The organism is Candidatus Thioglobus sp., from assembly GCF_028599055.1.
Taxonomy (GTDB): Bacteria; Pseudomonadota; Gammaproteobacteria; order PS1; family Pseudothioglobaceae; genus Thioglobus_A.
This window is the reverse complement of record NZ_JAQRMS010000034.1, coordinates 1-11,807: the sequence shown is the minus strand read 5'-3', so window position 1 is coordinate 11,807 and position 11,807 is coordinate 1. Positions and strand designations below refer to the sequence as shown.

Genomic DNA, 11,807 nt, shown 5'->3' with positions numbered 1-11,807 from the left:
TAAAGCGCTAGCTATTAAAAAAGCTCTGGGGCATTATGCGGTTGTGTGGGATAGGGAGAACAAAAAAGTTGTTAGAATTGAAGCGCAAGATTTACCTGAATATAAATACAAAGATTAGCCACCCTGGCCAAAGGCTTGCAATTTCACCTAGAAGATCGTGTATTAACCTGTAACAATAAGACGGTGGTATTCTCTTAATCATTGACTTAGGTCAAATATTATTAATTAACAACTCCGTAAAATGATCTGCTATGGAGGCTGTTTTATCAATTGAAGTTATATTGCCACTACTATTTTTTATAGTGGCGTTTGTCTATTCGTCTGTTGGGATGGGTGGCGGTTCGTCGTATACTGCCATTATGGTGATATCAGGCATGTCAACTTTAGTGATTCCAATGGTGTCTTTGTCACTCAATCTGTTTGTTACCACTATTGGTAGTTATAACTACCTTAGAAATAGTCACGGCAAAGTGCGTATTATTTTGCCATTTTTAATTTCCGCCATTCCATTTGCTTACGTGGGCGGGGCGCTGAATCTGCCTAAAGAAGTATTTTTATGGGTGCTATTAATTTCACTTATTTTGGTGGCAGCTCGGATCTACCTATGGAAAGACACCGGTTTTAGACTGCAACTCAGTCAAAATCAAAAGATAGTCATATCATTAATTGCTGGTTCTATTTTGGGATTGGTGGCAGGTATTGTTGGTATTGGTGGTGGGGTGTATTTAGTGCCTTTAATTATTATGCTGAACTTAGGCACGCAAAAAGAAGCGGCCGCCGCTGGCGTGGTGTTTGTGTGGGTGGTTTCATTGTCAGGCTTAATTTCTCGACTGCAATACAATTCGATTGATTTATTAGACTATGTTCCTTTAGTTTTGGCGGTTATGGCCGGTGGTTTTTTAGGCTCTTATTTGGGTTCATTTAAGTACAGCGCCAAGACTATGGAAAAATCTCTAGGTGTGGTTATATTGATTGCTATTATATTTTTACTTAAAAAAATAATATAATTTCAGCAAAACCCTTGAAAGCGTAAAAATCAGCCCTACATACTCTAGCAGACAAGTGCTGTATTTTTGCTTAAGTAGTATTTACTCATTTGAACATAAAGCCCTATAAAGGCATTGCTAACGTTGATTAATTTTAGGAGAAAAAATGAACATCCGTCCAACACGCGACCGCGTTATTGTTCGTAGAACAGAAGAAGAAAAAACCACTGCAAGTGGTCTAATCATTCCAGATTCAGCATCTGAAAAACCTTCACAAGGTGAGGTGCTTGCTGCAGGTAACGGCAGAGTTGCTGATACTGGCGAAGTGATCGCTATGGAAGTTAAAGCCGGCGACCAAGTATTATTTGGTCAATTTGCGGGCACTGAAATTAAATCTGATGGCGAAACATTATTAGTAATGAACGAATCAGACATTCTTGCAATTGTTGAATAAGGAGAATTAAATATGTCAGCAAAAGAAATTAAATTTGGCGCAGATGCCAGAAGCCTAATGTTAGACGGTGTTAATTTACTTGCTAATGCAGTAAAGGTAACACTTGGCCCTAAAGGTAGAAATGTTGTTATTGATCGTTCATTTGGCTCGCCTCACATTACTAAAGATGGTGTGTCAGTTGCTCAAGAAATCGAACTAGAAGATAAATTTGAGAATATGGGTGCGCAAATGGTTAAAGAAGTTGCTTCTAAAACCAATGACATTGCCGGTGACGGCACAACAACTGCAACCGTACTTGCTCAAGCGTTAGTCGCTGAAGGTGTTAAATCTGTTTCTGCCGGTATGAATCCAATGGATCTTAAACGCGGTATTGATAAAGCAACCATTGCTGCTGTTAATGCACTGCGTGATTTGTCACAACCTTGTGATGACACTAAAGCCATTGCGCAAGTGGGCACTATCTCTGCTAACTCAGATGCATCAGTAGGTGACATTATTGCTGAGGCGATGGAAAGAGTGGGTAAAGCGGGTGTTATTACTGTTGAAGAAGGCTCAGGTTTTGAAAATGCACTGGAAGTGGTTGAAGGTATGCAATTTGAGCGTGGTTACTTATCACCTTATTTTGTTAATAATCAAGACACCATGAGTGCTGATTTAGAGTCACCATTAATCTTAATGCATGATTCCAAGGTATCAAATATTCGTGATTTACTACCAACCTTGGAGATTGCTCAAAAATCAGGCAGACCTTTGTTGATTATCGCTGAAGATATTGAAGGCGAAGCATTGGCAACCTTGGTTGTTAACAACATGCGTGGTATTGTTAAAGTGGCAGCGGTTAAAGCACCTGGTTTTGGTGATCGTCGTAAGGCTATTTTGCAAGATTTAGCTATTCTTACCGGTGGTGAAGTTATCTCTGAAGAGGTAGGTTTATCTCTAGAAACGGTAACAGAAGTACAGCTTGGCTCTGCTAAGCGTGTTGAAGTTGGAAAAGATGAAACTGTGGTTGTTGATGGTGCAGGTAGCAAAGAATCTATTGATGGTCGCGTGGCTCAAATTAGCGCACAATTAAAAACAACCACATCAGAATATGATCAAGAAAAGCTTAATGAGCGCTTGGCTAAATTATCAGGTGGTGTTGCGGTGATCCAAGTAGGTGCTGCTACTGAAGTTGAAATGAAAGAAAAGAAAGACCGTGTGGATGATGCACTACATGCAACTCGTGCTGCAGTTGAAGAAGGCGTGGTGCCAGGCGGTGGTGTTGCATTGGTTCGTGCTATTAAAGCTTTGGACGGACTTAAAGGTGACAACCATGACCAAGATATCGGTATTGCGCTAACTAAGCGTGCTATGGAAGCGCCACTGCGTCAAATCGTGACTAATGGTGGCGGTGAAGCATCAGTGGTGCTAAATAACGTTGCTAATGGTGAAGGTAACTACGGTTACAACGCTGGTAATGAAACTTACGGCGACATGTTAGAGATGGGTATCCTTGATCCAACTAAGGTAACGCGTGCAGCGCTTCAGCACGCAGCATCTATCTCAGGACTAATGATTACAACAGAGGCGATGATTACAGATATCCCTCAAGATGCCTCAGCTGGCTCTGCAGTTGATGCTGGTAACCCTATGAATCAATATGCATAATTTGATTTAAGTTATTAGCAAGTTAAAAAAAAGACCTCGTTTTACGAGGTCTTTTTTTTTGCAAGATTAAAATAAATCACTATGATCGATAATATATTCTTTAAAGCGCTTAGCAATAGGCGATAAGTTAGTTTTTTTATTATGTACGACATACCAATGACGAGTGATGGGAAATTTTTCTGCATCAAGTTGTTTAATGATATTGTTCTCCAGTTCGAGTTTAACAGTGTGTTTGGAAACAAAACCAATACCCAATCCAGCTTGAACTGCTTCAATAATAGCCTCGTTAGAGTTAATTTGAATATCAGAGTTAAACTGCATGCCAGTAATGCGTTCAATGGTAATGCGAGTACCCGAGCCTTCTTCACGCGTAATTAAAGTTTCGTTATTAAGGGCTTTAATGGAATTTTTTTTACCCAGCAAAGGGTGATCTGGATGCGCAATAGCAATAAGTGGGTTTTCCATAAATGGCTGCGTTTCAAGGTTCATCTCGATTGGTGGCTCACCCATAATAACCAAATCAGCTGTATTATTAGTGAGCTTTTCGAGCAACATTTTTCGATTGGTTACCTCTAGATGAAAGGTCATTTTAGGATATTGAGCTTTAAATTTAGCCAATATTCGTGAGACAAATGAGTTGGTTGTGGTGGCAACGGCGATTTGTAGATGGCCAGAATCTGGATCAAGTGTTTGTTCAATATCTTTTTTACTGTTTTCCAGCGTGCCAATCACCTCAACACAAGTATGGTAAAATTTTGAACCAATATGTGTTGGTGTAACAGTTTTACCTTGGGTATTAATCAGATCTGAGCCAATATTTTGTGTGAGTTGTTGCACTTGCATGTAGACCGCAGGTTGGGTAACAAACAATTCTTTACTGGCTTTAGTGAAGCTTTTCAAACGAATGACCGCCTCGAAGCTATACACTTGTTTAAGTGTGTAATTAATCATAAGTAAAACTTATTATTTAATAAATAAATATTATTTTACATTATTTAAAGACTATTGTATGATGATGGTTCTTTTAATGAAAGGAGACCATAAAAATGGCAAAAGTTTATGATGCGGGTGTTAAAGATTACCGCGAAACTTATTGGATGCCGGACTATCAGCCTTTAGAGACGGATATTCTTGCATGTTTTAAAATCACACCACAAGACGGTGTGCCACGTGAAGAAGTTGCAGCAGCGGTTGCAGCGGAATCATCAACAGGTACTTGGACAACAGTATGGACAGATCTATTAACAGATCTTGATCACTACAAAGGTCGTTGTTACGCGATTGAAGACGTTCCAGGTGACGATACATGTTTCTACGGTTTTGTAGCTTACCCAATTGATTTATTTGAAGAAGGTTCGGTTGTAAACGTAATGACATCATTAGTTGGTAACGTATTCGGTTTTAAAGCGCTACGTGCACTTAGACTTGAAGACATTCGTTTCCCAATTGCATACGTAATGACTTGTAATGGTCCGCCTCAAGGTATTAAGTTAGAGCGTGACATCATGAACAAATATGGTCGTCCATTACTTGGTTGTACTATTAAGCCTAAGTTAGGTTTATCAGCTAAGAACTATGGCCGTGCATGTTATGAAGGTCTTCGTGGTGGTTTAGACTTCACCAAAGATGATGAAAACGTTAACTCACAGCCGTTCATGCGTTGGAGAGCTCGTTTTGACTTCGTACAAGAAGCTATCGAGAAAGCTGAAGCTGAAACGGGTGAGCGTAAAGGTCACTACCTAAACGTTACTGCGCCAACTACTGACGAAATGATGAAACGTGCTGAGTATGCTAAAGAAATCGGTTCTCCAATCATTATGCATGACTACATTACTGGTGGTTGGACTGCTAACACAGGTCTAGCGCAATGGTGTCAAGACAACGGTATGTTATTACATATTCACCGTGCAATGCACGCGGTATTAGATCGTAACCCGCATCACGGTATCCATTTCCGCGTATTAGCTAAGATTTTACGTTTATCTGGTGGTGATCATTTACACTCAGGTACGGTTGTAGGTAAGCTTGAAGGTGACCGTGAGGCTACTTTAGGTTGGATCGACATTATGCGTGATTCATTTATTAAAGAAGATCGTTCACGCGGTATCTTCTTTGACCAAGACTGGGGCGCAATGCCGGGTGTAATCCCTGTAGCTTCTGGTGGTATTCACGTATGGCACATGCCAGCACTAGTAAACATTTTCGGCGACGATTCTGTATTACAGTTTGGTGGTGGTACGTTGGGTCACCCATGGGGTAACGCAGCTGGTGCAGCAGCAAACCGTGTAGCGGTTGAAGCTTGTACTGAAGCGCGTAACCAAGGTCGTGAACTTGAAAAAGAAGGTAAAGATATTCTTACTACTGCAGCTAAGCACAGTCCTGAATTGGCTATCGCAATGGAAACTTGGAAAGAAATCAAGTTTGAATTCGATACCGTTGACAAGATTGACGCAGCACACAAGTAAAGTGTCACTAACAGGGTGTTAAAACCCTGTTATTTAACTAATATATAAGGAGCATTAATATGCAAGATTATCAATCAAGTTTAGGTAACGCTGAAAGTCGTAAATTTGAGACTTTCTCATACTTACCTGCAATGAACGCTGACCAAACACGTGAGCAGATTCAATACATCATCAATCAAGGTTGGAACCCAAGTATTGAACATACTGAGCCAGAGCACGCAGCTGGATCATTTTGGTACATGTGGAAACTTCCAATGTTTGGTGAAACAGAAGTTGATGCAATTCTTACAGAAATTGAGAATTGTAAAGCAGCACACCCGAATAACCATATCCGTCTACTAGGATTAGACAACTTTGCACAATGTGCAGGCGCGTCAATGGTAATTCACCGTGGAAACACTATCTAATATTTAGTTAGTTTTCAACAGAAAACCCCGGCCTTGTTTGTTGGGGTTTTTTTGTCTTTAAAGGCTTGATTACAGGCTTTTAAAGACAAAAATATTTTAAAATAGTGAGTATTATGGCAAGTAAACCAAATGTATATGTCGGCATTAATAATGAAATAAACGGCGGCATGACAACCATCGGCAAGATTATTCGTGATGGCTGGGTGTTTGGCTTAATTGACGAGAGTGAAACCTGTGAAGGGTGGAATATGCAAGGTATTGATGCATTGTTGCAAAAGGTTAATGATGAATGGGATAAATACGGATGTATAGTTAGTCATTTGCCTGAGGATTTAGCAAAACGACATGCTAAAATTCATGATGAGGCTATTAAAAAAGCAAAGTTAGCCGGCTGGTCTGGTGAAGATGAAACAGATGATGAAGAGTAATTAATATAAGTATAAAGTAAGGAGACAATATGTCTGAAACAACAGTAGATCCAAAACAATATATTATTAAAGATGAGCCTTATTACGAGGCAATTGATAGCGAAATTGAGCTTTATGAATCTGCTTACGCTGTTCGTATGCCGATGATGATTAAAGGGCCAACTGGTTGTGGTAAATCACGTTTTGTTGAGCATATGGCTTGGAAATTAGGCAAGCCGTTAATCAGTGTTGCTTGTAATGAAGATATGACTGCTTCTGACTTAGTTGGTCGTTTCCTGCTTGATAAAGATGGCACTAAATGGCAAGACGGCCCGCTAACAACTGCTGCTAGAATTGGCGCAATTTGTTACTTAGACGAAATTGTAGAAGCACGCCAAGATACCACGGTTGTGATTCACCCATTAACCGACCACCGTCGTGAACTGCCACTAGACAAAAAAGGTGAACTGATTAAGGCACACCCGGATTTTCAATTAGTGATTTCCTACAATCCAGGTTATCAGTCTTTGATGAAAGACCTTAAGCAGTCAACTAAGCAGCGTTTTGGTGGTATGGATTTTGATTATCCTGAAGCTGATTTAGAGGTTCAAATTGTTACTAAAGAATCTGGTGTTGATCAAGCAACAGCAGAAAAATTAGTGCAAATTGCACATCGCGCAAGAAATCTGAAAGGTCACGGATTAGATGAGGGTATCTCTACTCGTTTATTGGTTTATGCAGGTCAGCTGATTGCCTCTGGCGTAGATGCGCAGGCGGCTTGTTCAATGACAATGATTACCCCGTTAACGGATGATCCGGATATGCGTGATACGCTTAATGCCGCTGTACAAACATTTTTAGGCTAAATTTTAGTTTAATTGTAAACGGTAAGTTTTCTTGTTAGGTGGCGTTAATATCGTTGACCTGGCAAGTTGATTTGAAGTAATTGATCAAGGTGGATTGTTATGTCAAAAGTTGTACTTGAAGATTATGCAGAGTTTCTAGAAAAGATTGCTCCTGAGGTAAGAGGTGTTTTAGATTCAACTTTTCAGGATGCTGCACGGGTTATTTCTCCAGCAGGTCTTAAAGATTATTTGGATGGCGCTAAGTCTTTATGTGGCCTAGGTAGAGGTAATGATCTAGTAATCACCTATTTAGAGGTGATGCCGCAAATTGCCAAAGAATGTGGTGAGGATATTATTCCTGACTGTGTAACCGCTGCAATGAAAGCCTCTTCTTTAACTTCTGGCGAAGTAATCTCTTTATTATTGTCAACACTTCCAGTGGTTTCTAGACACTTGGGTGATGCTCAATTAGTGCGCGGATACCTAACTTTGATTCATCAATTAGCTTCAACTGCTGCTCGTGGCTTGCGCCCGATGCTATTAAACATCGATGAATTACTTTCTAAGTTAACGTTAAGTGGTCTGCGACGTTGGTCTGGGTTTGGTGCAAAAGCCTATCGACGTGATTTTAAAAACTTAACGTCTTATTTTTCACTTGAAACAGCAGACTCTAAAGCGATGCTTGAAAAAGAGCGTCGTGGCGTTTTGTTTGTTAGAGTTCAACGTAAGCTGAATTTTTATTTGCGTGCGTTATGGGGTCGTGATTTCTTTATCCGTCCAACGGGTGCTGATTATGCTGATTTTAGACCCTATGTTGAGGATCGTATTATTTATGTACCGGATGCATTGGATGATGCAGAAGGCATTGCAGGGTTAGAAATTTATCGTGCAACAGTGGCTCATATGGCAGCTCATATGATGTACACAAATAAATCTATGTCAGCAGAGCAATTGAGCCCTGCACAAATGTTTTTTATTGGTCTTCTTGAAGATGCACGAATTGAATACAAAGCAATTAATGATTTTCCAGGTCTGAAAAAACTGTGGCGCTCATTAATGGTTTTACAGCACGAAGAGCCTGCTGAACATAAAACCATGGACATCCTAGAAGATTTTGCGTTGCAGTTGTTAGATCCTGAAGTAAAGGGTGCTGATGAACAGTTGAATAGTTTTGCAGAAAAATTCCACAGTGAAATTGAAGCTAATCAAGACGATAATCATTTTGCTTGGTTAATGGGTGTAGAGCTTTATAATATATTCGAAGGTCGAAAAGAAATCCCTAGTCTTAGAATTTTAGAGCGCTACCGTATTGACTATCGTGATGACAATCGTATTATTTGGCATTATGAAGATATTAACTGGGAGTTGGGTATTGAATATATGGCCGCCAGTCAAGCGCAAGTGCGTTATGAAGTGAGCCCGTTAATGATGGCACATGAGGTTGATTGTGAGTTAGCAGGTGATGATGCTCAAGAAGTTTGGACCTGTAAAGATATTATGCGTTTTTATGAGGACGATTTAACAGACACCTCTAGATCATTTAATGATGAGTGGGGTAAAGAGCCAATTTCGGATCCTTATCATTATCATGAGTGGGATTACCAAATACAGCTTCACCGTCCTGATTGGGCGACGATTTATGAAAGGCGCGCTAGTAAAGGCAATCCAGAAGATATTGAAGCAATTTTGACAGAGCACAAGCCTATTGCTCATAGAATTCGACAAATTATTGATCTGTTAGCGCCAGCTGGTGTTCAGCGTCAGCGTGGCATGGAAGATGGTGATGAAGTGGATATCAATGCAGCCATTGATGCCATGATTGCTATTCGCATGGGTGAGCAACCCAATCCTCGCATCACTATGCGTAACGTGCTAAACACGCGTGATTTGTCGGTCGTTGTTTTGCTTGATCTTTCTGAGTCAACTAATGAGTTTGTGGGTGATTCTGATAAAACTATATTGCAATTAACACGTGAAGCTGCTACGCTGGTATCAACTGCTATTGAAGGTATTGGTGATCCATTTGCACTGCATGGTTTTGCCTCAGATGGTCGCCATGATGTTCAATATTTCCGTTTTAAAGATTTTAATCAACATTTTGACGATGAAGCAAGATCACGCCTTGCCGGTATGAAAGGTGGTTTATCGACACGAATGGGTGCTGCACTAAGACATGCAGGCGCTCATTTGCATAAACAGCAAGAAAAGCGCAAGTTAATTTTATTGGTCACTGATGGTGAGCCAGCAGATATTGATGAGACAGATCCGCAACACTTACGTTTTGACACCAAAAAAGCAGTTGAGGAGTTGTACTCAACGGGCGTGTTAACCTACTGCCTAACGCTAGATCCACATGCGGATAGTTATGTTAAGCGAATTTTTGGTGAAAACAACTACACAGTTATTGATAACGTCGAGAAATTACCTGAACAATTACCATTGCTATTTGCCAGTTTAACTGCATAATTAGTTGTGTTTGAAGATGATGAAAAAATCATTGAGTTTATTCCTAAATATCCACATACACTGCCTCAAGATTGGGTAGATGTAAACTGTCCAACGATTCTTGAAATTGTGGCTACATTAGATACACTGAAAAAAATGTATGCGGATCAAGTTCGGGATTTGAATCAGGGCAGGGTTGAGACGGAGTTGGGTGAAGAAAATTTACGCAATATTGCGACTAATTATCAATCAATTAAGGCTATTTTATTTGAGCCTCGTTAATCATAAAGGATATTAGAGTGAGTGAAGAAAACAAACCGTTAATTTTTGAAGTAAGCGAAAGTAATTATGAAGACTTAGTTATTCATAATTCAACTCATGTTCCTGTATTGGCGATGTTTATGGCTGTGTGGTCTGGCCCTTGTATTAAAACGTCTGATACTATTGCTGAACTGGCTGTTGAATTTCCCGGTCAATTTATTTTGGCAAAAATTGATATTGATGAACAAGAGGCACTTAAAGAAAAATTTTCTATTACTAACGTACCTACGTTGGCTATTTTTAAAGATGGCAAAGAAGTTCAGCGAGAAGAGGGCGAATTACAAGCTGACGAGCTGCGTATTTTGCTTAAGCATTATGGTGTTTTTAGAGCGTCTGATGAAATACGTGAACATGCCAGAGAAAAGCATTTAGCAGGAGATACGCAAGCTGCTATTGTGTTGTTGACTCAAGCTATTTCGTCCGACCCAAGTAATGTCCGAGTGGCGCTTGACATGGTGCAAGTGTTCATTGATATTGGTGAGTTGGAGCAAGCTGAAGGCTTATTTAATAAGCTTGGTGAAAAAACCATGCAAAGTGAATTAGGCTTGTCTATTTCAAGCCAATTAAACTTTAAAAAATTAGCAAAAGACACTCAAGGTATTGATGCTTTAAATATTGAAGTGGCTAAAAACCCAGATAATAATCAAGCCAAATTTGATTTGGCAATTTGTTTTATTGCGCAACATGAAGTTGATAAAGCATTAGATCAACTATTCCAGATTCAGCAACAGGATACAAATTTTAAAGAAGGTGCTGCCAGAGAAATGATTGGCATGATTTGCAATATGTTGGAAAAAACCAATCCCGAACTAAGTACCACTTATCGTAATCGACTTGCTAATTTGATTAGTGCTTAATTATTCAAATTCTTGCTCAACAAAATCTAGATCAATCTGAATATTAGAATTATCCAGCAATTCTAGGCATTTTGGCACAGCTAAGAATACCGCACTTAAACACACGGCAATAGCAGCTGGCTTGCCAGGCAGGTTGATGATTAAACTCTTACCTCGTGTGCCTGCTGTTTGACGTGACAAAATCGCCGTTGGTACGGTTTTTAAACTCACATTGCGCATCTGTTCAGCAAAACCATCAAAAATTCGTTCACACACCGCATGTGTCGCCTCAGGGGTGACGTCACGTGTGGTTGGCCCAGTGCCGCCGGTGGTTAGGATTAGGTTGCAACCTCTATTATCAGCAAAATCAATTAGGGTTTGTTCAATGAGTGACTGTTCATCTTCAATGATAATTGTGTCTATTTCATAAGGCGATAGAATCGCATTTTTAATCCAATCTTGCATGGCAGGACCGCCAATGTCTTTGTATTCCCCTCTAGCTGCTCGGTCTGAAATTGTAATAAACCCTATTTTTATTTTTGTGTTATTCATTAATTACATGTCGGTAGTAAATTTTGATTGGACAATGTTAACATCGAAATATTTAAATATAAAAGATATTGTTTCTAATAGTTATGGGTTTGATGAGTTAAAGGGGTTTTTATAATAATTATGACAACCTTAAAACAAGTAGAAAAAGCCTTAAAAGAAGTTTTGTTATCTAGACCAAAAGACAAGGTTAAGCATGAGAATAAAAAGCCATCTAAGATTGAGAAAAACCAAAAGTGGCGATTAGATGAACGGGTTTAATGAGGTTTGCGGATTTAGGTATATAATTCCCAATTTTTTAATAACACGCCCTACACGCCTAATGTCATGGGCAGCCCCGTTGTGCTTTCGCTAAATTCTCAGCCGTCTTTTTAGTGTTAGGATGCTCATCACCCAAAGCCTGCTTAACCCCAACCAACGCCGATAAATCCACTCGGTCTAAATG

General features: G+C 39.7%; 13 protein-coding genes. 11 read left to right on the top strand and 2 right to left on the bottom strand.

Going from position 1 to position 11,807, the window contains the following annotated elements; genetic code table 11:
- Nucleotides 1–251 precede the first annotated feature (251 nt).
- The 3 genes from PSN35_RS03685 to groL all read left to right on the top strand — a co-directional run bounded on the left by PSN35_RS03685 (nt 252) and on the right by groL (nt 3,087).
- Nucleotides 252–1,007 (top strand): sulfite exporter TauE/SafE family protein, encoded by a 756-nt coding sequence (locus PSN35_RS03685; protein ID WP_300029595.1) that lies wholly within the window; start codon nt 252–254, stop codon nt 1,005–1,007.
- Between the two features lie 145 nt (nt 1,008–1,152).
- On the top strand, nt 1,153–1,440 hold the full coding sequence (locus PSN35_RS03680) for a co-chaperone GroES (protein WP_300029592.1): 288 nt from the start codon (nt 1,153–1,155) through the stop codon (nt 1,438–1,440).
- A 12-nt stretch (nt 1,441–1,452) separates the two neighbouring features.
- Nucleotides 1,453–3,087 carry a chaperonin GroEL gene (gene groL / locus PSN35_RS03675; protein ID WP_300029589.1) on the top strand — a complete coding sequence of 545 codons (1,635 nt, stop codon included), beginning with the start codon at nt 1,453–1,455 and terminating at the stop codon, nt 3,085–3,087.
- Nucleotides 3,088–3,153: 66 nt separating this feature from the next.
- Here groL and PSN35_RS03670 read toward each other — a convergent pair whose 3' ends face one another.
- Nucleotides 3,154–4,038 (bottom strand): LysR family transcriptional regulator, encoded by an 885-nt coding sequence (locus PSN35_RS03670; RefSeq protein WP_300029586.1) that lies wholly within the window; start codon nt 4,036–4,038, stop codon nt 3,154–3,156.
- A gap of 95 nt (nt 4,039–4,133) precedes the next feature.
- On the opposite strand from PSN35_RS03670, the gene PSN35_RS03665 reads away from it, so the two are divergent.
- From PSN35_RS03665 to PSN35_RS03635, 7 genes are all read left to right on the top strand, one after another.
- On the top strand, nt 4,134–5,552 hold the full coding sequence (locus tag PSN35_RS03665) for a form I ribulose bisphosphate carboxylase large subunit (protein ID WP_300029583.1): 1,419 nt from the start codon (nt 4,134–4,136) through the stop codon (nt 5,550–5,552).
- A 59-nt stretch (nt 5,553–5,611) separates the two neighbouring features.
- On the top strand, nt 5,612–5,959 hold the full coding sequence (locus PSN35_RS03660; protein ID WP_300029580.1) for a ribulose bisphosphate carboxylase small subunit: 348 nt from the start codon (nt 5,612–5,614) through the stop codon (nt 5,957–5,959).
- A gap of 113 nt (nt 5,960–6,072) precedes the next feature.
- Nucleotides 6,073–6,387 (top strand): hypothetical protein, encoded by a 315-nt coding sequence (locus tag PSN35_RS03655; protein ID WP_300029577.1) that lies wholly within the window; start codon nt 6,073–6,075, stop codon nt 6,385–6,387.
- Between the two features lie 29 nt (nt 6,388–6,416).
- Entirely contained in the window at nt 6,417–7,232 is an 816-nt protein-coding gene (locus tag PSN35_RS03650; RefSeq protein ID WP_300029574.1) for a CbbQ/NirQ/NorQ/GpvN family protein, read from the top strand.
- Nucleotides 7,233–7,331: 99 nt separating this feature from the next.
- Nucleotides 7,332–9,677 carry a VWA domain-containing protein gene (locus PSN35_RS03645; protein ID WP_300029571.1) on the top strand — a complete coding sequence of 782 codons (2,346 nt, stop codon included), beginning with the start codon at nt 7,332–7,334 and terminating at the stop codon, nt 9,675–9,677.
- 6 nt (nt 9,678–9,683) lie between these two features.
- The gene (locus PSN35_RS03640; RefSeq protein WP_300029568.1) at nt 9,684–9,938 is read left to right on the top strand and encodes a hypothetical protein; all 255 of its coding nucleotides are present in this window, start codon (nt 9,684–9,686) and stop codon (nt 9,936–9,938) included.
- A gap of 17 nt (nt 9,939–9,955) precedes the next feature.
- On the top strand, nt 9,956–10,834 hold the full coding sequence (locus PSN35_RS03635) for a tetratricopeptide repeat protein (protein ID WP_300029565.1): 879 nt from the start codon (nt 9,956–9,958) through the stop codon (nt 10,832–10,834).
- On the opposite strand, the gene mog is transcribed toward PSN35_RS03635, so the two are convergent.
- Nucleotides 10,835–11,365 (bottom strand): molybdopterin adenylyltransferase, encoded by a 531-nt coding sequence (mog, locus tag PSN35_RS03630; RefSeq protein ID WP_300029563.1) that lies wholly within the window; start codon nt 11,363–11,365, stop codon nt 10,835–10,837.
- Nucleotides 11,366–11,485: 120 nt separating this feature from the next.
- On the opposite strand from mog, the gene PSN35_RS03625 reads away from it, so the two are divergent.
- Nucleotides 11,486–11,623, top strand: coding sequence for a hypothetical protein (locus PSN35_RS03625; RefSeq protein ID WP_300029560.1), 138 nt, complete (start codon nt 11,486–11,488; stop codon nt 11,621–11,623).
- The last annotated feature ends 184 nt before the right edge of the window (nt 11,624–11,807 follow it).

Bases quoted from the DNA above. Each gene is read 5' to 3' on its own strand.
- PSN35_RS03685 (WP_300029595.1), top strand. From the start codon at position 252: ATGGAGGCTGTTTTATCAATTGAAGTTATATTGCCACTACTATTTTTT.
- PSN35_RS03680 (WP_300029592.1), top strand. From the start codon at position 1,153: ATGAACATCCGTCCAACACGCGACCGCGTTATTGTTCGTAGAACAGAA.
- groL (WP_300029589.1), top strand. From the start codon at position 1,453: ATGTCAGCAAAAGAAATTAAATTTGGCGCAGATGCCAGAAGCCTAATG.
- PSN35_RS03670 (WP_300029586.1), bottom strand. From the start codon at position 4,038: ATGATTAATTACACACTTAAACAAGTGTATAGCTTCGAGGCGGTCATT.
- PSN35_RS03665 (WP_300029583.1), top strand. From the start codon at position 4,134: ATGGCAAAAGTTTATGATGCGGGTGTTAAAGATTACCGCGAAACTTAT.
- PSN35_RS03660 (WP_300029580.1), top strand. From the start codon at position 5,612: ATGCAAGATTATCAATCAAGTTTAGGTAACGCTGAAAGTCGTAAATTT.
- PSN35_RS03655 (WP_300029577.1), top strand. From the start codon at position 6,073: ATGGCAAGTAAACCAAATGTATATGTCGGCATTAATAATGAAATAAAC.
- PSN35_RS03650 (WP_300029574.1), top strand. From the start codon at position 6,417: ATGTCTGAAACAACAGTAGATCCAAAACAATATATTATTAAAGATGAG.
- PSN35_RS03645 (WP_300029571.1), top strand. From the start codon at position 7,332: ATGTCAAAAGTTGTACTTGAAGATTATGCAGAGTTTCTAGAAAAGATT.
- mog (WP_300029563.1), bottom strand. From the start codon at position 11,365: ATGAATAACACAAAAATAAAAATAGGGTTTATTACAATTTCAGACCGA.
- PSN35_RS03625 (WP_300029560.1), top strand. From the start codon at position 11,486: ATGACAACCTTAAAACAAGTAGAAAAAGCCTTAAAAGAAGTTTTGTTA.